The organism is Micromonospora sp. NPDC048999 (assembly GCF_040649295.1).
Lineage (GTDB): Bacteria > Actinomycetota > Actinomycetes > Mycobacteriales > Micromonosporaceae > Micromonospora.
The window spans coordinates 24,115-46,233 of record NZ_JBEZFI010000031.1 but is presented as its reverse complement, the minus strand read 5'-3'; the positions used below and the strand labels follow the sequence as shown (position 1 = coordinate 46,233).

Annotated in this window: 20 protein-coding genes and 1 pseudogene; 16 read left to right on the top strand and 5 right to left on the bottom strand. The window is 70.5% G+C overall.

Features of this window, described 5'->3' with window-relative positions:
- The first annotated feature begins 170 nt into the window (after positions 1-170).
- The gene (locus tag AB0C02_RS25070) at positions 171-671 is read left to right on the top strand and encodes a hypothetical protein (RefSeq protein WP_357551257.1); all 501 of its coding nucleotides are present in this window, start codon (positions 171-173) and stop codon (positions 669-671) included.
- An 80-nt stretch (positions 672-751) separates the two neighbouring features.
- Here AB0C02_RS25070 and AB0C02_RS25065 read toward each other — a convergent pair whose 3' ends face one another.
- A complete protein-coding gene (locus AB0C02_RS25065) occupies positions 752-1,795 on the bottom strand; it encodes a saccharopine dehydrogenase NADP-binding domain-containing protein (RefSeq protein WP_357551254.1) in 1,044 nt (347 codons plus the stop codon).
- A gap of 102 nt (positions 1,796-1,897) precedes the next feature.
- Between AB0C02_RS25065 and AB0C02_RS25060 the strand changes: the two genes are divergently transcribed.
- Complete coding sequence (locus tag AB0C02_RS25060; protein ID WP_357551252.1) at positions 1,898-2,845, top strand: helix-turn-helix domain-containing protein; 948 nt, start codon at positions 1,898-1,900, stop codon at positions 2,843-2,845.
- 21 nt (positions 2,846-2,866) lie between these two features.
- On the opposite strand, the gene AB0C02_RS25055 is transcribed toward AB0C02_RS25060, so the two are convergent.
- Entirely contained in the window at positions 2,867-3,844 is a 978-nt protein-coding gene (locus AB0C02_RS25055) for a hypothetical protein (RefSeq protein ID WP_357551251.1), read from the bottom strand.
- Between the two features lie 105 nt (positions 3,845-3,949).
- Between AB0C02_RS25055 and AB0C02_RS25050 the strand changes: the two genes are divergently transcribed.
- Together AB0C02_RS25050 and AB0C02_RS25045 are read left to right on the top strand one after the other, a co-directional pair.
- Positions 3,950-4,807, top strand: coding sequence for a hypothetical protein (locus AB0C02_RS25050; protein WP_357551250.1), 858 nt, complete (start codon positions 3,950-3,952; stop codon positions 4,805-4,807).
- Positions 4,808-4,820: 13 nt separating this feature from the next.
- Positions 4,821-5,651 (top strand): hypothetical protein, encoded by an 831-nt coding sequence (locus AB0C02_RS25045; RefSeq protein ID WP_357551249.1) that lies wholly within the window; start codon positions 4,821-4,823, stop codon positions 5,649-5,651.
- A 22-nt stretch (positions 5,652-5,673) separates the two neighbouring features.
- On the opposite strand, the gene AB0C02_RS25040 is transcribed toward AB0C02_RS25045, so the two are convergent.
- Positions 5,674-6,624 (bottom strand): glutamate cyclase domain-containing protein, encoded by a 951-nt coding sequence (locus AB0C02_RS25040; protein WP_357551246.1) that lies wholly within the window; start codon positions 6,622-6,624, stop codon positions 5,674-5,676.
- A gap of 141 nt (positions 6,625-6,765) precedes the next feature.
- Between AB0C02_RS25040 and AB0C02_RS25035 the strand changes: the two genes are divergently transcribed.
- Together AB0C02_RS25035 and AB0C02_RS25030 are read left to right on the top strand one after the other, a co-directional pair.
- A complete protein-coding gene (locus AB0C02_RS25035; protein WP_357551245.1) occupies positions 6,766-8,067 on the top strand; it encodes an aspartate aminotransferase family protein in 1,302 nt (433 codons plus the stop codon).
- Entirely contained in the window at positions 8,064-9,554 is a 1,491-nt protein-coding gene (locus tag AB0C02_RS25030) for a CoA-acylating methylmalonate-semialdehyde dehydrogenase (RefSeq protein ID WP_357551243.1), read from the top strand. The genes AB0C02_RS25035 and AB0C02_RS25030 overlap by 4 nt, the downstream gene beginning before the upstream one ends.
- Here the strand turns inward: AB0C02_RS25030 and AB0C02_RS25025 are convergent.
- Positions 9,526-10,902, bottom strand: coding sequence for an acyltransferase (locus tag AB0C02_RS25025; protein ID WP_357551242.1), 1,377 nt, complete (start codon positions 10,900-10,902; stop codon positions 9,526-9,528). The genes AB0C02_RS25030 and AB0C02_RS25025 overlap by 29 nt on opposite strands.
- A 200-nt stretch (positions 10,903-11,102) precedes the next feature.
- Between AB0C02_RS25025 and ngcE (AB0C02_RS25020) the strand changes: the two genes are divergently transcribed.
- The 5 genes from ngcE (AB0C02_RS25020) to AB0C02_RS25000 all read left to right on the top strand — a co-directional run bounded on the left by ngcE (AB0C02_RS25020) (position 11,103) and on the right by AB0C02_RS25000 (position 16,264).
- Positions 11,103-12,518 (top strand): N-acetylglucosamine/diacetylchitobiose ABC transporter substrate-binding protein, encoded by a 1,416-nt coding sequence (ngcE, locus tag AB0C02_RS25020; RefSeq protein WP_357551241.1) that lies wholly within the window; start codon positions 11,103-11,105, stop codon positions 12,516-12,518.
- Between the two features lie 69 nt (positions 12,519-12,587).
- Complete coding sequence (locus AB0C02_RS25015; protein WP_357551240.1) at positions 12,588-13,496, top strand: sugar ABC transporter permease; 909 nt, start codon at positions 12,588-12,590, stop codon at positions 13,494-13,496.
- A gap of 149 nt (positions 13,497-13,645) precedes the next feature.
- Positions 13,646-14,395, top strand: coding sequence for a carbohydrate ABC transporter permease (locus AB0C02_RS25010; protein WP_357551286.1), 750 nt, complete (start codon positions 13,646-13,648; stop codon positions 14,393-14,395).
- Positions 14,396-14,501: 106 nt separating this feature from the next.
- Positions 14,502-14,897: a hypothetical protein gene (locus tag AB0C02_RS25005; RefSeq protein WP_357551238.1), complete on the top strand. Its 396-nt coding sequence runs from the start codon at positions 14,502-14,504 to the stop codon at positions 14,895-14,897.
- 230 nt (positions 14,898-15,127) lie between these two features.
- Entirely contained in the window at positions 15,128-16,264 is a 1,137-nt protein-coding gene (locus AB0C02_RS25000; protein ID WP_357551237.1) for an RNA-guided endonuclease TnpB family protein, read from the top strand.
- A 180-nt stretch (positions 16,265-16,444) separates the two neighbouring features.
- On the opposite strand, the gene AB0C02_RS24995 is transcribed toward AB0C02_RS25000, so the two are convergent.
- Positions 16,445-17,440, bottom strand: a complete 996-nt coding sequence (locus tag AB0C02_RS24995) for a BadF/BadG/BcrA/BcrD ATPase family protein (RefSeq protein ID WP_357551236.1) — start codon at positions 17,438-17,440, stop codon at positions 16,445-16,447.
- 197 nt (positions 17,441-17,637) lie between these two features.
- On the opposite strand from AB0C02_RS24995, the gene AB0C02_RS24990 reads away from it, so the two are divergent.
- The 5 genes and pseudogenes from AB0C02_RS24990 (at position 17,638) to AB0C02_RS24970 (ending at position 22,082) form a co-directional block, all read left to right on the top strand.
- Positions 17,638-18,600 (top strand): MurR/RpiR family transcriptional regulator, encoded by a 963-nt coding sequence (locus AB0C02_RS24990; RefSeq protein ID WP_357551235.1) that lies wholly within the window; start codon positions 17,638-17,640, stop codon positions 18,598-18,600.
- A gap of 7 nt (positions 18,601-18,607) precedes the next feature.
- Positions 18,608-18,712 (top strand): annotated as a pseudogene (locus AB0C02_RS24985) (sugar isomerase); the annotation flags it as partial.
- Positions 18,713-18,737: 25 nt separating this feature from the next.
- Positions 18,738-20,150, top strand: a complete 1,413-nt coding sequence (gene ngcE / locus AB0C02_RS24980; protein WP_357551233.1) for an N-acetylglucosamine/diacetylchitobiose ABC transporter substrate-binding protein — start codon at positions 18,738-18,740, stop codon at positions 20,148-20,150.
- 23 nt (positions 20,151-20,173) lie between these two features.
- Entirely contained in the window at positions 20,174-21,115 is a 942-nt protein-coding gene (locus tag AB0C02_RS24975) for a sugar ABC transporter permease (RefSeq protein WP_357551231.1), read from the top strand.
- 163 nt (positions 21,116-21,278) lie between these two features.
- A complete protein-coding gene (locus AB0C02_RS24970; RefSeq protein WP_357551285.1) occupies positions 21,279-22,082 on the top strand; it encodes a carbohydrate ABC transporter permease in 804 nt (267 codons plus the stop codon).
- The last annotated feature ends 37 nt before the right edge of the window (positions 22,083-22,119 follow it).

The window sequence follows — 22,119 nt, the reverse complement described above, 5'->3', positions numbered from 1 at the left end:
TCCGCTGCCCCGGGCCGGGAAACGACCCGGCCCGGGGCAGCTGCGTGTCCTTCATCGGCATACCTTGGTTGCCTGGCATTGGGGGCAATAGATTCGGGCGCCGCCTCGGAGCGCGACGCCCACACGGTGAAGTGCGGCTGCCCCCGTCGACCCCGGCGATCGGAGCGAACGTGTCGACCATCCCGATGGCGTTCCGCCTCGCCGTGATGCTCGTCTTCGGCGCGTTCGGCGTCGGGGCGATCGGGTGGCTGGCCGGGTTATGGCCCGGGGACGACGCCCGCGCCACCGTGGACCACTGCTACGTCACTTACGATCGGCAGGAACAGCGGCACAGCCGGTGCGTCGGCAACTGGACCCGCGGATCGCACGGCTACTCGGGGCCGGTCCACGGGGTCGCGGTGGGGGAGTCCTGGCAGGTTCTCACCGCCGAACCGAACTCGGCGTACGAGTGGGAGGTGGCCGTCCCCGCCGCGGAGCGTCAGCCACGGGTGCTCGCCGACACCACCGATGCGTGGACGTTCTCTCCGGGATCGGCCCGGTCCGCCCTGACACCGATGGCCGCCGGCGCGCTCGTCGTCGCCCTGGCCTGGGCGGTCGTTTCGGTGGTCACTGTCCCCCGGCGGGCACGGGTGGCCGAGCCGGACACGCCGGACGACGTACCGGCCCGATGAGGGCCGGCCGCCCCGCACGGGTGACCGGTCTGCTCATCGACCGCACTGACCACGGTTTGGATCCCGGCACGGGTCGCCGGTCAGCCGCGTGTGTCGAGCGGGACGTGCAGCGAGAGGTGCGGGGACAGGGCGCGGAGGAAGTCAGAGGCGTCAAAGACCGCGCCCGCGGAGGCGACGCCGGCGGTCCTGGTCCGGTGGGTGAGGATGCGGTCTACGGCCTCCACCGCGAGTGGTGCGCTGATGGCGTAGATGTCCTGACCGGTCGCGACCACGCGGCGTTCCGTGCTGCCGGAGCGGACGAGGACATCGACGACGAAGGTCTGCGCGGAGCGGCCGCGCTCGTCGACGGCGGTCGGTGCCGAGGCGTCGGGAGCGGACAGGTCCGCGGCAGCCTTGGCGGTCATGTAGGTGCGCACCTCCGGGACGGCCAGGTGGCTGGGAACGGTGACGACGTCGGCCATGGTGAACTCTCCGATGACGCTCTGGGGGCCGAGCGGTGCCGGGAAGGGCCATTCCAGGGTCGGCAGAGCGTCGTCGTGATACTCCAGCCGTCCGCCGGTGTAGCGGACACGGCGGCCACCCCGTCGCTGCCCCGAGATGGTGCCTGAAGTGAGCGTTCCGGCAGTGGGGTGCCAACTGCTCAGGCCGTAGGCGATGTGTGCCTCGTCCGCCGTCGTCCAGTCGCCCATCGCGGTGGTGACCAACAGGTCGCCGAGGCCGCCGAAGAAGGCCATCGCCGGGACCACCACGGTGCCTGCGGCGCGGGCGCGCTCCGCGAAGTGCGTGAACGTGTCAAGGTTCGCCTCGATCTCGGCCGCCACGTCGACATACGGGATGCCGGCGCGCAGCGCCGCCTCGACCAGCGGGGCGGCGGTCGTGGCGAAGGGCCCGGCGCAGTTGATGACGGCGACCGCGCCGTTCAGCGCGCGGTCGAGCGAGGCCGGGTCGTCGACCGACGCCTGCCGCGCATCCAGGCCCGGGTGGGCCAGCGCAAACGCCAACAGCTTGTCCTGGTCGCGACCGAGCAGCAGCGGGACGTATCCGCGCTCGCGCAACTCCGCGACCACGAACCGCCCGGTGTGCCCGTAGGCGCCGAACACCGCCACGTTCCGACCCGATCCCATGCCTGCTCCCGCGTGCTTGAAGTGATCCACTGCGGAAAATCCTGTCCGGGTTGGCCCATCGGTGCCAGTGTCCGAAACGACACGACGCATACAATTCCCGACATGAGCTCTGTCCCGCGCTCCGTCGCGGTCGCCGCTACCGACGGGATGCTGCACTTCGAGCTGGCCCTGGCATACGAGGTTTTCGGCTCCGCCCCGGCCACCCTGCCAGGCCCTTGGTACGACGTCAGGGTGTGCGGCACGCACGCCGTCCGGGTCGGCCGGTTCCTGCTGGAGCCGGACTGCGGGTTCGACCAGTTGGCGCACGCCGACACCGTGATCGTCCCCGCCCTGGCGGACGTCGACGAGGATCCGCCGGCCGACCTAGTCGAGGCGGTGCGCGCGGCACACGAGTCGGGCGCGCGGGTGGTCTCCTTGTGCACGGGCGTGTTCGTGCTCGCCGCCGCCGGCCTGCTGGACGGGCTGTGCGCGACCACGCACTGGGCCCACACCGAGGAACTGGCCGCGCGCTATCCCCGGGTGAAGGTCGACCCGGACGTGCTCTACGTCGACAACGGCAGCGTGCTCACGTCCGCGGGCAAGGCCGCGGCGATGGACCTGTGCCTGCATCTGGTCCGCCGCGACCACGGCTCGGTGATCGCCAACGTGGTCGCCCGCAGGCTGGTCGTGCCGCCCCACCGGGCCGGTGGCCAGGCCCAGTTCGTCACCACACCGGTGCCCGCTCAGGACAGCCATCCCCTGGCCGAGCTGTTCCCCTGGGTGATGCGGCGGCTGGATCAGCCGCTCACTGTGGAGGACCTGGCCCGCCAGGCGAACATGAGCTCCCGCCACCTGGCCCGCCACTTCCGCTCGGTGACCGGCACCACCCCGCTGCAGTGGCTGCTGACGCAGCGGATCCGCCGCGCGCAGGAGCTGCTGGAGACCACGGGCGACAGCGTCGACACCATCGCCTCGGCCGCGGGCATGGGTACGGCGACGACACTGCGCCGCCACTTCCACCGCACGATCGGCGTACCGCCGGACGCCTACCGCCGCACGTTCCGGGCGTGAGGCCGAGGTCTCGGCCGGAACTCAGCCGGCGGGCAGGGCGGCGTGCAGGGCGCGCATCGACCGGATCGCCGAGCGGATCTCCTGGAGGTAGCGGCCCGGGGTCAACGTCGGCTCGGGCACGCCGGCCAACGCGGCCGGCGCGGGGTCGACGCCGACGGTGTCGACCCCGCAGCCGTACGGCAGCGCCAGGGTGCGCAGCGCGTCGCAGTGCTGGAACGGCACGTAGATCTGCGCGGTCACCATCAGCACCGGGTCGCCGGCCCGCAGCCGGACGTGCTCGGCCCAGAATCGCTGGGTGTCGGCGGTGTGCGCCCGGCGTCGGTCGGGTTCGCTGGACGGGGCGGCGAGGACGCGGACCGGGGGCAGGCCGGCCGGGCGGTAGGTGCGCGAGGACCAGGCCGAGTGCGGGTGGTTCGCCTCCTCGCCGGTCTCTTCGCTGGGCGTGCTCACCCCGAACGCCGTGCGTACGCCCGCGTCGAGGGCGTCCACCTCGGTTGCGCAGTCGTGGACGCCGACGTCGGCGAGCGTCTGTGACTCGGCGGGGGAGAGCGTCCGGCAGCTGCCCAGCACCGCCACCTCGCCGGAGATGTCGGCGACCGTCTGCACCAGGTGCGCGGCGTACGCGGTGCGCCGCAGGCAGGCGTGCGCGAGCCCGCCGAGCACCAGCAGGTGGGTGTACCGGGGCAGGGCCGGCGGGACGGCCCGGACCAGGCCGAGCGCCGTCGCCGCGTCGCGTACCAGCCGGACCGTGGCCGGGTCGAAGGCCGGCTCCTGGGCGTCGGGGCGTTCCCGCCCTTGGCGGAAGTCCCAGTGTCGGGCGGAGAAGTCGTCCAGCGCGGCCAGCACCGTCGACAGGTCGCCGGTCGGCCAGCCGCCACCGAAGTGCCCGACCAGGCCGCGCAGCGGCGACGACTCCACCCAGGCCCGCACCCCCGCCGCGATTTGCCCGTCGATGGGTTCCGCCGCGCCGGCCGGCAGCGCCACCTCCGTCGTCCGCACCCGCCGGATGCTACCGCCCGTCGGTGCGTGCACACCGGCCGTTGTGGATCGTGGCTACCCTGTTGGGCACGACGGGATCGGAGGCAGCCGGTGACAGGTGACGTGGTGCGTCGACGGTCCAAGGGGCGAGCCGGCTCCGCGGATGGCCTTGCCCGGTTGGTCGCGCACACCGATCCGGTCGCGCTGGTCGGCATCGCGCTGTCGGTTTTCCTGTCCGTGACGCTGGACCTGACCAACGCGGCGACCGGGGTCGAGTCGCTGCTGGCCGGGCTGATGGGCATCACCATTTCGCTGGTGCTGGACTCGCTGGCCCGGGCTGAGCGCCGGTTCCACCTGCGGACGCTGCTGGACGGGCCGCCCTGGCTGGTGCGCACCACCCCGCAGGTCGCCGGCGCGGTCCGCGAGGCGGCCGAGCGGCACGCCGGCACCCGGGTAGCGGCGGAGGCGCAGCGCCGCTACGAGGAGTTTCGCCTGGAGGCCGAGCAGCTCGCCGCCGGCCGGATCGTCCGGCGTGGCGACGATGAGGAGGATCTGGTCGGTGCCACCCGGGACTGCAAGCGCGAGATGGTCGGGCTGACCAACGTGATGCCTCGGTTCAGCGGGGAGCTGAGCTGGTGGCGGGGGGACGTCGGCCGGCGTTACTGGGAGGCGAACCTGGCCGCCCTGGCGCGAGGCATCAGCATCACCCGGATCTTCCTGTACGCGACGCTCAGCGACGAACTGGCCGAGCTGGTCGAGACGCAGCGTCGGGCTGGCGTACGGGTGGGTCTGCTGCCGCACGGCGCGGTCGGCACGCACCTGCACGTCAACCTGGCGGTCTGGGACGGTTCGAGCTGCTGGGAGGCGAGGATGACCGCACACGGCGAGATCAGCGAGAATCAGTTCTCGGTCAATCGGTCGGACGTGGAGCGCCTGACCCGGATCTTCCGGCACTGCGCCGATGCCGCCACCTTCCATGGCTGAGAGTGGGCCGACCATGACGTGGAGCGCCGTGCTGCTGGTGACCGCCGTGGTCTGGGCGGTCAGCGTGATCCGTTCGGTCCGCGTGCGCGCGTTCGTCTACAGCCTGCCGCTGCCGATGACCCTAGCCCTGGTCACCACCGGCCACCGGGTGGACGGCGCGCAGCTGCTCGGGGTGGTCGGCCTCAACCTCTTCTTCGTTGCCGTCGCGGTCACCCACCGGCGGCTGCGCTGGCCGATCCTCCTCGCCGACGCGGCCGGGATCGCCGCGTACGTGGCGTTCAGCGCGGGCGTGCTGGCGGTCCGGGTGCCGTTCGAGGTGGCGGTGGTCGCCACCCTGCTGCTCTGGGCGGGGAGCATGGCGGTGCTGGCCCACCGGGCCCGTGCCCGAACCCGTAGGGCGCCCGCCCCGGCCGGGCCGCCCGAGGCGGAGCCGACGCCGGCCGCCGACGCCCGGCGGGACAGCCTGGCCCCGCCCGCCAAGCTGCTGGTGATCTTCGTCGGCGCGGTGCTCACCGGGCTCCTCGGCGAGCTGCTGCGCGGCATGGTGGTGACCTTCCCGTACGCCGGGGTGCTGGTCGCCGTGGAGGCGCGCCGCCAGCTGGTCGACTTCAGCCGGCACTTCGCCCGCAACAGCCTGGCTCTGATCGGGTTTCTCACCGGCTACCACTACCTCCAGGACGCCTCGCCGGTCGCCGCGCTGGCGGGTGGGTGGGCCGCGTTCGCGCTCGTCTCCGTCGCGCTGCACCTGCCGCGCCGTCGGCGCGCCCACCCGGCGCGGCAGCCCGGGTCGGCGGGCCGTCCGCGTCGCCCCCTCGCCGGTCCCCGGCAGCGCACGGTCACCTGACCAATGGTCCGGGCAGCGGTGGTCAGGCCGCCGCGACCAGCTCCGCGATCCGGGTGAGCGGCTCGGCGTACGCGGGCCAGTCCAGGCCGTCCACGCTCAGCTGCGCCCGACGGCGTACGCCGTCCACCGCGCCGGCTTTTTCGACGATCGCGGCCAGCACGTCGTACGACCACTCGGGGCGGAGCAGGTCGCGCAGGGCGACCACCTCGGGTCGTAGCAGCGCCAGCGCGCCGACCAGCGCGGCGGCCGCCCAGTTGGAGGTGCCGCCGACCAGCAGCGCCTCGCAGCCGACCACGCAGCGGATCCGCTCGCCCCGGTCGACCACCTGGGCCACCAGCTCGGCCGGCAGGCGGCCCATGCCCAGCTCGTTGCCGCCGTCGCCGATGCCGATCCGGAAGGCGGGACCGGCGTTGAAGAGCTGGTCGAGCGGGGCGGTGTGCGCGCCGATGTCCTCGCCGCGCATGTTCCGGGGCCGGCCGTCGGGAGCCGGGCCGACCCGCTCGCAGGCGATCACATGTGACAGTCGGGCGTACCGGGGTAGGACGTCGGCGGCCCACTGGTCGTATCCCGACAGGGGTGCCACGTCGAGCGGGACGCCGGGTGCGCCGGCGGCGATCGCGGCCGCGACCACCGGTGCGCAGGGCGCGTCGGTGGCCAGCCGGACCTGGCTGCCGAGCGCGCGTAGCGCGGCGGCGAGCTGCACCGCGCCGATCGGGCCGTCGGTTTCCGCGGCCGGTGATTCGGCGGCGGGGATGAAGAACCCGGTCAGCACAGCGGCGTCGGCCGTGGGCCGGCCGGCGAGTGACCGGGCGGCGGTGAGCAGGTCGCCCGTCGTCGGCACGGCGAGTGCCTCGCTGCCCCGGCCCGTCTCCCGCGCCGCGACCCGGGCCAGCTCGGCGACGATCTCCTCGACCCGCATTCGCGTTTCCTCCCCGACGACGGTGACCGGATCAGGGTAGGCGCGTCGGTCCACCGGGAGGGTGGTGCGGAAACCGCGGCCGGCGGTTGACGTGGTGTCAGGCGAGGGCGGGCGCTGCGCTACACAGTGACAGTTGTTCCCGTTGTCGGCGCGGTGAGAGCGTGCGAGGACCAACCGCCGCTGAAGGGTGCGACGATGACCTCCGACGACCTGCTGGCCCGGCACCGGGCCGTGCTTCCGTCCTGGATGCCGCTCTACTACGCCGAGCCGATCGAGCTGGTCTCCGGCTCCGGCCGCCGGGTGACCGACGCGCGGGGCCGCACCTACCTGGACTTTTTCGGTGGCGTGCTGACCAACATGATCGGGTACGACATCCCGGAGATCCGGGAGGCGGTCGAGCGGCAGTTGCGCACCGGGATCGTGCACAGCTCCACGCTTTATCTGATCCGGCAGCAGGTGGAGCTGGCCGAGAAGGTCGCTCGGGTCTCCGGCATCCCCGACGCGCGGGTCTTCTTCACCAACTCGGGCACGGAGGCGAACGAGGCGGCGCTGCTGGTCGCCACCAACTACCGCCGGTCCCACCAGATCCTGGCGGTGCGCAACAGCTATCACGGCCGGTCGTACGCGGCGATGGGCGTCACCGGCAACCGGGGCTGGTCGGCCAGCGCGCTCAACCCGCTGCAGGTGGCCTGGCTGCACTCCGGGGAGCGGCTGCGCGGCCTGCTGGCCCGGCTCGGCGAGGACGACCGGATCGACGCCGCGGTGGAGGACCTGCACGAGGTGCTGGCCACCCAGACCTCGGGTGACGTGGCCTGCCTGATCGCCGAGCCGATCCAGGGCGTCGGCGGGTTCGTGCACGGCCCGGACGGGCTCTTCGCGGCCTGGAAGAAGGTGCTCGACGAGCACGGCATCCTGCTGATCAGCGACGAGGTGCAGACCGGCTGGGGCCGCACCGGCGAGCACTTCTGGGGCTACCAGGCGCACGGCGTCACCCCGGACCTGCTCACCTTCGCCAAGGGCATCGGCAACGGGTTCGCCCTGGCCGGCGTCGTCGGACGCGCCGAGGTGCTGGAGTCGGTGCCGGCGATCAGCTTCTCGACCTTCGGCGGCAACCCGATCTCCACCGCCGCCGGCAGCGCCGTGCTGGACTACCTGCTCGAGCACGACCTGCAGGCCAACGCCGAACGGGTCGGGGCGATCCTCGGCGACGGCCTGCGGGCCGCGACGGCCGACCTGGACTGTGTCGCCGAGGTCCGCGGCAAGGGCCTCATGCTCGGCATCGAGTTCGTCCGTCCGGGCACCACCGAACCCGACCCGGCGCTCACCGCCCGGGTCTTCGAGGCGTGCCGGGCCGGCGGCCTGCTGGTCGGCAAGGGCGGCCTCTACGGCAACGTGGTGCGGATGGGCCCGCCGTTGACGTTGACCGAGGAGGAGGCCCGGGAGGGGTTGGCCATCCTCGTCGACGCGATCCGTTCCAGCGTGGAGGTGGCGGCGTGAGCACGATCGGGCACTTCATCGACGGCAAGCGGGTCGGTGGGGACTCCGAGCGGCGCGGCGATGTCTTCGACCCGGCCACCGGCCGGCGTACCGGGCTGGTCGAGCTGGCCTCCGCCGCCGACGTGGCCGGCGCGGTGGAGTCCGCCGAGCGGGCCGCGCGGGCCTGGCGGGACGCCTCCCTGGCCAAGCGGACGGCGGTGCTGTTCGCCTTCCGGGAGTTGGTCAACGCCCGGCGGGGCCGGCTCGCCGAGGTGATCACCGCCGAGCACGGCAAGGTGCTCGCGGACGCCGCCGGCGAGGTGCAGCGTGGCCTGGAGGTGATCGAGTACGCCTGCGGCATCCCCTCGGCGCTGCGCGGCGGGTTCAGTGAGAACGTCTCCACCGAGGTCGACTCGTACAGCCTGCGGCAGCCGCTGGGCGTGGTGGCGGTGATCTCGCCGTTCAACTTCCCGGCGATGGTGCCGCTGTGGTTCGTGCCGGTCGCCGTGGCCTGCGGCAACGCGGTGGTGCTCAAGCCGAGCGAGAAGGACCCGAGCGCGGCGCTGCTGCTGGCCGAGTGGTTCTCCGAGGCGGGCCTGCCCGACGGGGTACTCAACGTGGTCAACGGTGACAAGGAGGCGGTCGACGCGCTGCTCGACCACCCGGGCGTGAAGGCCGTGTCGTTCGTCGGCTCCACCCCGGTCGCCCGGTACGTGCACCAGCGCGGCGCGATGGCCGGCAAGCGGGTGCAGGCGTTGGGCGGGGCGAAGAACCATATGGTGGTGCTCCCCGACGCCGACCTGGACCTGGCCGCCGACGCGGCCGTGAACGCCGGTTTCGGCTCGGCGGGGGAGCGGTGCATGGCAATCTCCGCGCTGGTCGCGGTGGAGCCGGTCGCCGACGCGCTGGTCGCGAAGATCGCGCAGCGGATGGCCCGGCTGCGTACCGGCGACGGCCGGCGGGGCTGCGACATGGGGCCGTTGGTCACCGCCGCGCACGCCGAGCGGGTCCGGTCGTACGTCGAGTCCGGGATCGCGGCCGGCGCGGTGCCGGTGGTGGACGGGCGGGACGTCAACCCGGACGGGGACGCCGACGGGTTCTGGCTCGGCCCGACCCTCTTCGACCACGTCACCCCGGACATGTCGATCTACACCGACGAGATCTTCGGCCCGGTGCTGAGCGTGGTGCGGGTCGGCTCGTACGACGAGGCGGTCGAACTGGTCAACGCCAACCCGTACGGCAACGGCACGGCGATCTTCACCAACGACGGCGGGGCCGCCCGGCGGTACCAGCACGAGGTGGAGGTCGGCATGGTCGGCATCAACGTGCCGATCCCGGTGCCGATGGCGTACTACTCGTTCGGTGGCTGGAAGGCGTCACTCTTCGGGGACCTGCACGCGCACGGCGCCGACGGGGTGGCCTTCTACACCCGGGGGAAGGTGGTCACCAGCCGGTGGTTGGACCCGCGGCACGGCGGGGTCAACCTCGGTTTCCCCACCCAGACCTGAGCAGTCGCAGCACGCCCGCCCCGACCAGGTACGCCACCAGCGTCGGGGCGGGCAGCCCCAGCGGGTCGGCCGCGTTCTTCGGGGTCAGGCTGTTTATCAGCAGCCCGATGGCCACGCCCGCGTAGCCGATCGCCACCAGCGCGGTGCGGACCGGACCGCCGGTGCTCGCCCTGCCGTGCCGGCGGGTGCGGGCCTCGATCGGGCCGAACACGGCGACCAGCCCGGCCAGCACCACGGTCAGGGCGAGCAGCCAGGGCACCCGCCAGGCCCACCAGGTCGCCGAGCCGACCGGCGGGGTGGGCAGCACGCCCAGCGCGTTCAGCAGGCCGATCAGCAGGACGGCGGCGGTCAGGTGCCAGAGGAAGACGGTCAGCACCACGGCGTTCACCGCGATGACCGTCTGCCAGGGGCCGCTGCGGCGTAGCCACCGCCGGGCCGGGTTCTGCAGCAGCAGGATCAGCCCGAGCTGCGCGGTGGCCGCCGCGAGCAGCGCCACGCTGGGCGGGGCGGTGTTGTTCAGCCGCTCGCCCGGCACGTTCAGCATCGCCACCGGATACGGCCCGACGCGGGTCAACAGCACCAGCGCGACCAGCCCCGCGAGCAGCAGCACCGCCCCGGCGCGCCGCGAGGTGGGCAGCCGTCGTCGGCGTAGACCGGGACGGTCGGTGCCCTGGCCCGGCACCGTCGGGCTCGGGCCCCGGGCGTCGTACCAGGCGAAGCCGAGCTGGTGTACGGCCAGCCAGCCGAACAGGTAGTTGGCGGTGGCGAGGTTGGCCGGGCCGAGGATCCGGCCCAGATCGCCGAGGGCGACCAGCCCGAGCAGCACCAGTGGCACGACCAGCCCGACGCGGCGGTGCAGCGCGTACATGGCCGGGGTCAGCGGGACCATCACCAGGTAGGCGACGAGGAACCACAGCGGGATGGTGGCGAACCAGACCACCGTGCGGATCTCGCTGGGGTTCGCGCCCCTCAGCCAGGCGATCGCCGCGCCGATTGTGAGGATCACCAGCAGCGCGGTGGTCGGGCGGATCAGTCGGCTGCTGCGGTCGATCAGCCAGCCGGTGGCATTCCCGCCCCGGTTCCGCCAGGAGGTCAGCGCGGCGGCGTTGGCGTATCCACCGACCAGGAAGAAGACCGGCATCACCTGGGCCACCCAGGTGATCGGCCAGGCCCAGGGCAGGTAGCCCAGGGCGGACTGCCCGGTCGGTCGGCCGGCGCGGTCGTACCCGATCACGGTGATCAGCCAGTGGCCGAGGACGACCATGGTGATGGCCAACGCGCGAAGCAGGTCGGCGTAGCGCTCTCGGCTGGGCGGTGTGCGCTCGGCGAGCTGCCGGAGGCGGCGCATGGACCCACGCTATGCCAGCCGCCGCCGGCCTGTGGTGATAACGGTTCGGTTGTCGGGTCTTGTGGTCCGCGCCGCACTGCCGTAGAAATTCTTCAGCAATATCTGCATAACTGAAGACAAGCAACACCTGTGCCTCGACGCCGCGGCCGCCGTCCTTCCACCCTCGGCGGGCCGCACCGTACCCGAACCGAGGAGATGCGATGAACAGGCGTGAGATCCTCCGGCGCACCGCCGCCGCCGGTCTGCTGGCCACCCCCGCCGCCGGCCTGCTCGCCGGCTGCGCCACCCCCGGCGGCGACGACAAGGGCGACGCCGACACCTACAAGGGCACCAAGAGCGAACAGAACCCGCTCGGCGTCAAGGAGGACGCCCCGCTCGAGGTGGTGATCTTCAACGGCGGCTTCGGTGAGGAGTATGCCAAGGCCCACGAGGCCATGTACAAGGAGAAATACCCGAAGGCGGAGATCAAACACTCGGCGACGCAGGAGATCAACAAGACGCTGCAGCCGCGCTTCGTCGACGGCAACCCGCCGGACCTGGTCAACAACTCCGGCGCCGGCCAGATCGACTTCAACGGCCTGGTCAGCCAGAACGCCATCGCCGACCTGACCGAGCTGCTCGACGCGCCGAGCCTCGACATCCCCGGCAAGAAGGTGCGCGACACGCTGCTGCCGGGCGCCGTCGAGGTCGGCTCGTACGACGGGCAGTTCCTCGTTCTCAACTACACGTACACCGCGTACGGCATCTGGTACTCCACCAAACTGTTCACCGAGCGCAACTGGCAGTACGCGAAGACCTGGGACGACCACATCGCGCTCTGCAAGCAGATCAAGGCCGCGGGCATCGCGCCGTGGACGTACGCAGGCAAACACCCCCGCTACATGAGCTGGCCGCTGATCGCCACGGCGATCAAGTTCGGCGGACCGTCGGTGGCGACGGCGATCGACAACCTTGAGCCGAACGCGTGGAAATCCGACGCCATGAAGGCGGCCGCCGACGCGTGGCACCAGATCGTCAAAGACAAGTACATCCTGGACGGCTCGCCGGGCCTGGACCACGTCCAGTCGCAGACGGCCTGGTGCCAGGGCAAGGCCGCCTTCATCTCCTGCGGCTCCTGGCTGGAAAGCGAGCAGGCGAAGGTCACCCCGGACGGCTTCAACATGACCATCGCGCCCACACCCAGTCTGGGCAGCGGCGACCAACTGCCGTTCGAGGCGCTCCGGGGCACCGCAGGCGAGCCGTTCATGGTCCCGGCCAAGGCCAAGAACCTCGCCGGCGGCCTGGAGTACATGCGGGTGATGCTCTCCAAGAAGGGCGCCCAGGACTTCACCAAGAAGGTCGCCAGCCTGACCGTGGTCGCCGGCACCACCGAGGGCGTCGACCTGCCGTACGGGCTGAACACCGTGGTGCAGGCGCTGGAGGCGTCCGGCTCCAACGGCTTCAACTGGGTCTACAACAACTACTACCGCAAGCTGGAGCGCGAGCTCGTCGACGCCGCCTGCGGCGAGTTCTTCAGCGGGCGGATCGGCCCGGCCGACTTCCTCGACCAGTGCCAGAAGGGCGCCGACTCGATCGCCCAGGACAGCTCGATCAAGAAGTACAAGCGGGCTGCCTAGCACGCTGGTGGGGGCGGGCGGCCCGGCCCGCCCCCACCCCGGCCGGCTGAAGGAGGAGGATCTTCCCTCGTGCGACATGGCAAGTACCCGCTGATCATCGCGTTCCTGGTGCCGCCGCTGGCGCTCTACGTCCTGTTCGTGATCTCGCCGTACCTGCAGGCGTTCCAGATCTCGACGACGAACTGGCTCGGCTACACGCCCAAGGCCGACCCGGTCGGCCTGGCCAACTTCCGCGCCATGCTGCACGACGGGTACGTCTGGAACGCGCTCAAGAACAACGCGGTCATGCTCGCCGTGGTGCCGGTGCTGACCATCGGCCTGGGCCTGTTCTTCGCCACCATGCTGTCGATGGGCGGTCGTGGCGGCCGGGCCGGGGTGACCGGGGTCCGCGGCAGCGCCGTCTACCGGCTGGTGTACTTCTTCCCGCAGGTGCTCTCGGTGGTGATCATCGCGCTGCTCTGGCGGGAGATCTACCACCCGAACAACGGCCTGCTCAACGCCGCGCTGCGCGCCGTCGGCCTGCCCGCCCCGACCTGGCTCGGCGATCCGCGGACCGCCTTCTGGTGCATCCTGGCGGTCATGGTGTGGAGCAACGTCGGCTTCTACGTGGTGCTCTTCGGCGCCGCGATGTCCGCCATCCCGCGCGACATCTACGAGGCGGTCCTGCTCGACGGCGCGTCCCGCTGGGTCACGCTGCGCCGGATCACCGTGCCGCTGCTCTGGGACACCGTCCAGGTCGCCTGGATCTACCTGGCCATCGCCGCGATGGACGGCTTCATCCTCGTCCAGCAGATGACCAACGGCGGGCCCAACTTCTCCTCCGACGTCATCGGCCTGCGAATGTACGAGACGGCGTTCGGCAGCGAGAGCAAGTTCGGGTACGCCTCGGCGATCGGCGTGGTGATGTTCTTCCTGACCCTCACGGTGGCGGTGCTGGCGCTGCGGGCCGCCCGACGCGAACGGATCGAGTACGCGTGACCACACTCGACAGGCCCGCCACGACGGGCGCACAACCGGGCCCGACCCGCCGTGACCCGGGGCCGCGCCGCGAGTTGGGCGTGGTGAACGTCGCCTCGCACACCTTCCTGCTGGTCTGGGGCGCGCTGACCGTCCTGCCGCTGCTGTGGATGTTCCTCAGCTCGTTCAAGAGCGACGCCGAGATCCTCGCCGACCCGTGGGGGCTGCCCGGCGCGCTGCGCCTGGAAAACTGGGCCCGGGCCTGGACCGAGGCGCACATCGGCCGATACTTCCTCAACAGCGCCATCGTGGTGGCCGGTTCGCTCACGCTGACGATGCTGCTCGGCGCGACCGCGGCGTACGTCTTCGCGCGCTACGAGTTCCACGGCCGTCAACTGGCCTACTACCTGTTCGTCGGCGGCATGATGTTCCCGATCTTCCTCGCCCTCGTGCCGCTGTTCTTCGTGGTCCGCAACTCCGGACTGCTCGGCACCTGGACCGGCCTCATCCTGGTCTACGCGGCGTATTCCCTGCCGTTCACGGTGTTCTTCCTGACCGCGTTCTTCCGCACCCTGCCGACCTCCGTCGCGGAGGCGGCCCTGATCGACGGGTGCGGCCACTTCCGGCTCTTCTTCCGGGTGATGCTGCCGATGGCACGTCCAGGACTGATCAGCGTGGCGATCTTCAACTTCCTCAGCCACTGGAACCAGTTCCTCCTGCCGCAGGTGCTCATGCAGGGCGACGACTCGAAGTGGGTCCTGGCCCAGGGCCTCAGCGCGCTGGCGGTGAGCCAGGGCTACCAGGGCGACTTCAGCGGCCTGTTCGCCGGCCTGACCATCGCCACGCTGCCCGTGTTGGTGGTCTATGTGACGTTCCAGCGGCAGATCCAGACCGGCCTCACCGCCGGCCAGCTCAAATGACCTCCATGCCTTTGCACCCGCCGGGCCTGCCCCCATTGTCTTCGCGGCTGCTCAGCCGATCGTTGCCTTGAGGTGGCCACCGCCGCAACTGGCGCTGATGACGTCGATGGATCCCCTGGCCCGGCCATTGGCGATCGTGACCTTCATCGATCAGCTCTGGACCATGTACGGGCACGCGAGGATACCGTTGGAATCGGTGAACAAGCTCATCCCGGTCGATTCCATCATCGGGTCCGCCGTGACGGTGATGGTCGAGCCGGAAACCTTCGCCGTCCCCGTGTCGAAGTGGTTGCTGACGCCGGGCTCGCACACCGTGTTGCTAACGAATCGGATGGCGCCCACCTCGGGTGCGCCGAGCGGAAAGCCGGAGATCAGGCACACGTCGATCGGATTCCCGCCGGCCGATTTCGCCACGTACACGGTGCCGGACCGGTTGAAGCTGACGCCGTTGACGTCGCCTTGGACGGTGACGGAGTACGACCCGGGCTGCGGGCCGGTGTAGTGCGGTCGGATCTTGGGACCGGGCCTGGCCCTGGACCACCGAGTTGCTTCCCCCGCCCATCGGCTGGCCGTTGGGGACGGCCGCCTCGAACGCGTTGCTCTCCAGGACGAAGCTCACCTCGGCCGTCATCAGAATTGCGGCGTGGAAACCCGGCCGTTTACGGCCGGGAGGAAACGCCGCTCCCTCCTCTCCCTGACCGTCTTCTATGGACTGATGGTAGTCTGTATTACGTGGGTGAGGTGGTGAAGCGGGCGTACAAGTACCGTTTCTACCCGTCTCCTGAGCAGGCTGGGCTGCTGGAGCGCACCTTTGGGTGTGTGCGTCTGGTGTACAACCGGGCGTTGGAGGCGCGTACTCGGGCGTGGGCGTTTGATCGTCAGCACACCTCGTACGTGCAGTCTTCGGCGTGGCTGACCGAGTGGAAACGCACCGAGGAGTTGGCGTTTCTGAACGAGGTGTCCTCGGTTCCGCTTCAGCAGACGCTGCGGCACCTTCAGGCCGGTTTCGTGGCGTTCTGGGACAAGCGGTCCCGGTACCCGCGGTTCAAGTCCAAGCGCAAGTCGCGGGCGTCGGCCGAATACACCCGCTCGGCGTTCCGCTGGCGTGACGGTCAACTCACTCTGGCCAAGATGACCAGCCCGCTGGACATCGTGTGGTCGCGGCCCCTGCCGGAAGGGGCCGTACCGTCCACGGTGACGGTGTCCCGGGACGCTGCCGGTCGTTGGTTCGTGTCTCTGCTGGTGGAGGACCCGGCCGTGGGGCCGTTGCCGCCGGTTACGGGGGAGGTGGGGGTGGATGCGGGTATCACCAGTCTGCTTACCCTGTCCCGCCCGATCCCGGGGGTGAGCGACGAGCAGGGCAAGGTGGCCAACCCGCGTTACGGACAGGCCGACCGGCGCAAGCTCGCCAAAGCCCAGCGGAACCTGGCCCGCAAACAGAAAGACTCCGCCAACCGGGCCAAGGCCCGGCTCAGGGTGGCCCGGATTCATGCCCGGATCGCCGACCGGCGTCGGGATCACCTGCACAAGCTGACCACTCGACTCGTCCGTGAGACTCAAACGGTCGTGATCGAAGACCTCAGCGTGCGTAACATGCTGCGCAACCGTCGCCTGGCCCGCGTCATCTCCGACGCCGGCTGGAGTCAGTTCCGCACCATGCTGGAGTACAAGGCCACCTGGTACGGGCGGGAGGTGATCCCCGTCGACCGGTGGTACCCGTCGTCCAAGACCTGCTCGACGTGCGGACAGGTCAACACCACTCTCGCCCTCAACGACCGCGTCTGGACGTGCCCCGGCTGCGCGACCGAGCACGATCGGGACATCAACGCTGCCAGGAACATCCTCGCCGCTGGGCTGGCGGAGAGGTAAAACGCCTGCGGAGCTGGTGTAAGACCTCAAGGGAAGAAGTCCTCCCGGACGGGCAGTCGGCGATGAAACAGGAAACCTCACGGGCGACCGTGAGAATCCCGGTCCCTTCAGGGCCGGGAGGATGTCAAGGCATCAGGCCGCCGCAAGGATCCATGTCGGTGTCGTCGCGCCCTGGTCCGGTCACCTGCCTCCGGCGGGGTGAACCATCCGGGCGTGTAGGGCCGCCGGGTCGGTCGCCTCGGGCAGGTCGTGTGCGGCGAGCCAGGCCGCCCCGGCCGCCCCGTCCCCGGCGGTCTGCAGCGGCGCGTCCGGCCAGCGTCGGGTCAGTTCGGCGCGGACTGCGTCGGCGAGTGGGGTGTCGCCGGTGAGCAGTCCGCCGCCGAGCACGACCGGGTCGGCCGCACCGGCCGGCCGGATCCGGGTGACGCTATCGGCGAGCAGCGCGGCGGCGTCCCGGATCAGTGCCAGGGCGGTCGGTTCCGCCTCCCGGGCCGCGGTCACGACCAGCGGGGCGAGGCGGGCCAGCTCGACCGGCGGGCGCCGGGTGACCGCCTGCACCACCGCCTCGGCCGTCGCCCGTGGGCGGGTCGCCACGTCGGGCGAGTCGGTCAGCTCGGCGAGGACGCGGCGGCCCAGCTCGTCCGGCGGGTCGGCGCGGTCCAGGCCGGACAGGAGTCGACGGACCGCTTCCCGACCCAGCCAGAATCCGGAGCCGGCGTCGCCGAGCAGCCAGCCGTGTCCGTCGGCGGTGCGGTCCAGGCGCAGGTCGTGGACCTGGGCGGCGATCGCGCCGGTGCCGGCGATGAGGACCGTGCCGTTCGGGGCCGCGGTGCCCGAGGCGTACGCGACCAGGGCGTCGCCGTGCACGGTGTATGGGCAGCGCAGGCCCGCGTCGGCCCAGGCGCGGTCGAAGGCGGCCCGCCCGTGCGGGTCGGCGAGGAGTCGGCCGGCCCCGGCGAGCCCGATGACACCGGAGCGTACCTGGGTGGGGTCGATGTCGGCGAGGGCGGCGCGCAGCGCGGCGAGCAGTTCGGCGGCGGCCGGTTCGGCGCCGTGGCTGGTCGGGTTGCCGCCGCCGGCCCGGCCGGTGCCGAGGTGTACGCCGTCGAGGTTGAGGGCGGTGGCGCGGGTGGACGTGCCCCCGACATCGAGGCCGACCACGACGGTGTCGGACATCCGGTGGGCCTTCCCGTGTGCGGGCCTGGTGGCCTTCATGCTGGTCGGCCCGGCGGCCGGAAGCAAGATCCACAGTCGACTCTCCGACAGTGTCCCAGGTAACAGTTTGAAAACTTCGCCCACAGCCTTGACACGGAGGGTCGTTCAGTAAGAACTTTTACCACTAACAGTTAACACTCTTTTCCGAAAGGCGTCCCATGGTTGATCACGAGGTGAACACCGCCGCGGAAACCGCGGTGGTCGACGCCGACGCGGTCGACCGGCGGGGTTCGGTGGGGGTTTCCTCCGGCGGCGTGCTGGCCCGGGTACGAGCCGGGGCGGGGGAGCTGACCGGGGCGTTGCGTCGGGTCGCCGAGCACGTGCTCAGCGACCCGGAGGCGGCGGCCCGGGCCACCATTGTGGAGTTGGCCGAGCGCAGCGGCACCTCACCGGCGACCATCACCCGGTTCTGCCGGGCGATGGGCTTCGAGGGCTACGCCGACCTGCGGCTCGGCATGGCGGCGGAGACCGGCCGGGTGCGCTCGGCGGGCTGGACCGTCGACATCGGCCGGGAGATCCAACCCAGCGATCCGCTGCCTCGGGTCCTCGACCAGATCATGGCCGCCGACACTCGGGCCATGCACGACACGGCCGCGCTGCTCGACCTCGCCGAGGTGGAGCGGGCGGCGGTGGCCATCGCCGGCGCGAGCCGGGTGAACATCTTCGGCGCCAGCGGCAGCGCCCTGGTCGGCGCGGAGATGCAGTTCAGCCTGCACCGCATCGGGGTGGCCGCCTGGGCGTGGAGCGATGTGCACGAGGGGCTGGCCAGCGCCGCGCTGCTCGGCGTCGGTGACGTCGCACTCGGCGTCTCGCACACCGGGCAGACCCGGGAGACCATCGAGATGCTCGCCGAGGCCGACAGCCGGGGCGCCACCACGGTCGCGCTGACCGGCTTCCCCCGATCGCCGCTGGCCGAGCTGGCCGACATCGTGCTGGTCACCGCCAGCCAGGCCACCACCTTTCGACCGGACGCGCTCTCTGCCCGGCACCCGCAGCTCGTCGTGCTCGACCTGCTCTACATCGCGGTGGCCCAGCGCACCCACGACCGCGCCCACGCGGCCTTCCGGCGCACCGCGCAGGCCGTCCACGGGCACAAGGACGCGAAGGGGGCCGTCTCATGATCCGGGCGGGGAGGTACCCCCTGTCTACCTCTTCGCCAACGTCCCCGGTGGGGACGAGCACCACCTCGCCCTCGAGTCGCGGTACGCCGGGCGCCTCCGGCGCATCACCTGACCCGACACCACAAGGAGAGACGAAGATGTCCGTTACTCCCGACAACCTCGGCGACCTCAGCCGCCGGTCCCTGCTGCAGCGGGCCGCCGCGGCCGGCCTGCTCGCCACCCCGACGGTGGGCCTGCTCAGCGCCTGCGCCGGCAGCGAGCCGAAGAAGTCCGACGACACCGGCGACACGAAGAGCAAGGACAACCCGTTCGGCGTGAAGGACGACAGCGCCGTCAAGGTGGTGATCTTCAACGGTGGCCTCGGTGACCAGTGGGCGAAGGAAGACAAGGTCATCTTCAGCGCCAAGCACCCGAAGATCACGGTCAACATGAGCTCCACCCAGAAGATCAAGACCGAAGAGCAGCCGAAGATGGCGACGCAGCCGAGCGACCTGGTCATGAACTCGGGTTCGGACATGATGGACCGCGCCACGCTGATCAACGAGGGCGCCATCGAGCCGCTGGACGACCTGCTCGCCGCCCCCGCCTGGGACAGCGAGGGCACCGTGGCCGACACACTGCTCCCCGGCACGGTCAGCGACGGCAGCCAGAACGGCAAGTTCTACGTCGTGAACGTGGCGTTCACGGTCTGGGGCAACTGGTACAACGGCGCCCTGTTCCAGAAGGAGGGCTGGCAGGCGCCGACCACCTGGGCCGAGTTCTTCGAGCTTGCCCCGAAGATCAAGGCCAAGGGCATGTCGCCGTACGTCTACGACGCGATCCACGGCTACTACCCCCGGTGGGCGCTCATGGCGAGCATCTGGAAGACCGCGGGTAAGCAGGCGATCGTCGACATCGACAACCTCAAGGAGAACGCCTGGAAGGCCGACGACGTCGTCAAGGCGCTGCAGCCGTGGGAGAAGCTGGTTAAGGACAAGCTGATCCTTCCCGGCAAGCTCGACCACACCCAGTCGCAGCAGGCCTGGCTCGACGGCAAGGCGGCGTTCATCCAGGTCGGCACCTGGCTGAAGAACGAGATGTCGGCGACCATCCCGCCGGGCTTCGATATGACGCTCTCCGACTACTGGTCCAACGCGGACGACAAGGCGCCGAAGGACGTGTTCGCCGCCGCCGGCGAAGGCTTCGTCGTGCCGAGCAAGGCCCCCAACAAGGCGGCCGCCAAGGAGTTCCTGCGGGCGATTCTGTCGAAGGAGGGCTCGGCCAAGTTCGCCGAGCTGACCAAGTCGCTGGCCTCCACCACGGGATCCGGCGACAACGTGCAGGACTCCGCGCTCGCCAGCGCGAACGCCCTCATGAAGAACGGCGGCAGCGAACTCATCTCCGTCAAGTACCAGGACTTCTACGCCGACCTGGACAAGGAGAGCCAGAACCTGTCCGAGGAGCTGATGGCCGGCCGGCTCACCGCGCAGCAGTTCGTCGACAAGATGCAGGCGGCGGCTGACAAGGTCGCCAAGGACTCGTCGATCCCGAAGCAGACCCGCACCGCCTGATCCGAACGAGAGAGTGAGTGACCATGCGGCACGGTGTTGCGCGTTTCGTCACGGGCTTCCTGGCCCTGCCCGTCGCGCTGTACCTCTTCTATGTGGTGTGGCCCTTCGCCCAGGCGGCCGGATACTCGCTGACCAACTGGGGTGGCTACTCCGACAAGCAGGAGTTCGTCGGGCTTGACAACTACGTTCGGCTGCTCTCCGACGAGCTGGTCAGGATGGCGTTCTGGCACAACGTCTTCTTCCTGGTCACCGTGCCGCTGTTCACCATCGCGTTGGCCCTGTTCCTCGCGTTCCTGCTCAACGTGGGCGGACGCGAGGACAGGGCCGGCATCCGCGGGGTGTTCGGCTCCGGGTTCTACAAGATCGTGTTCTTCTTCCCGCAGGTGCTGTCGCTGGTGCTCATCGCCGTCATGTGGAATTCGATCTACCGCACCGACGGCCAAGGTCTGATCAACGGCCTGCTCATCAAGATCGGGCTGGTCGACGCGGACAACCCGATCGCGTTCACCGCCGATCCGGAGCCCTTCCTCGGTGTGCCGGCGGTGCTGTGGTGGCTGCTGTTCATCGCGGTCTGGAGCGGGGCCGGTTTCTACATGGTGCTCTTCTCCGCAGCGATGCAGTCGATCCCGAAGGAGATCTACGAGGCGGCGATCCTCGACGGCGCCGGACGCTTCCACACCTTCTTCCGGGTCACCCTGCCGCTGCTGCGGGACACCGTCTCGGTGGCCTGGGTCTACCTGGGTTTCATCGCGCTGGACATGTACGCCCTGGTCTTCGTCATGACCCCGAGCCAGGGCGGCCCGAACCACGCCAGCGAGATCTTCGCGTCGGTGCTCAACTTCACCGCGTTCCAGAAGGGCCAGTACGGCTACGCCTGCGCGATGGGTGTCGCGCTGGCCATCTTCACGATCCTGCTCGCCGCGGTGCAGCTGAGGATCACCCGTCGTGACCGTATCGAGTACTGAAGGAGCCGCGACGATGAGCACGGCGACACCCGGTCTCGGCCGGGCCGACCAGGCCAGCCCGTCCCGCCCGGAACCCGTACGGCGGGCGCGAGCCCCACGGGTAGCCGTGGGCGCCCGGATCTTCAACGGCTTTTCCCACCTGTTCCTGGTGGTCTGGGCGCTGATGGTGATCTACCCGCTGGTGTGGGTGGTGATGTCCTCGTTCAAGAGCGACTCGGAGGTCATCCGCGAGCCGCTGTCCCTGATCCCGAGCAAGCTGCACTGGGACAACTTCTCCCGCGCCTGGGTCGGTGGGCACCTCGGGTCGTTCTTCCTCAACACGGTGCTGGTGCTGGTCGGCAGCGTCACCCTGACCATGCTGCTCGGCTCGATGGCCGCGTACGCGCTGGCCCGCTACGAGTTCCGCGGCAACCGGCTGATCTACTACATGTTCCTGTCCGGCCTGACCCTGCCGGTCTACCTGGCCGCGGTGCCGCTGTTCAAGGGCGTCTACAACATGGGCGTCACCTTCCCGCTCCTCGGGCCCAACAAGCACCTCATGCTGATGGTGGTCTACGTCGCCTGGTCGATGTCGTTCACGGTCTTCTTCATGCACTCGTTCTTCCGGACCCTGCCCGACTCGATCGCCGAGGCGGCCATGGTCGACGGGGCCTCGCATACCCGGACGTTCTTCAACGTCATGCTGCCGATGGCCAAGCCGGGCCTGATCAGCATCGGCATCTTCAACGTGCTCGGCCAGTGGAACCAGTGGTACCTGCCGACCCTGCTCATGCAGTCGGTGGGAGGCGAGCCGAAGCACCAGGTGATCTCCCAGGGGCTGATCGAACTGTCGGTCAACCAGGGCTACAAGTCCGACTGGTCCGGCCTCTTCGCCGGCGTCACCATGGCCACGCTCCCGGTCCTGATCGTGTACATCGTCTTCCAACGCCAGGTCCAGTCCGGCCTCACCGCCGGCGTCGGCAAGTAACGCTCGCCCTGCTGGTTAGGAAGGGGCCCCTGTTATC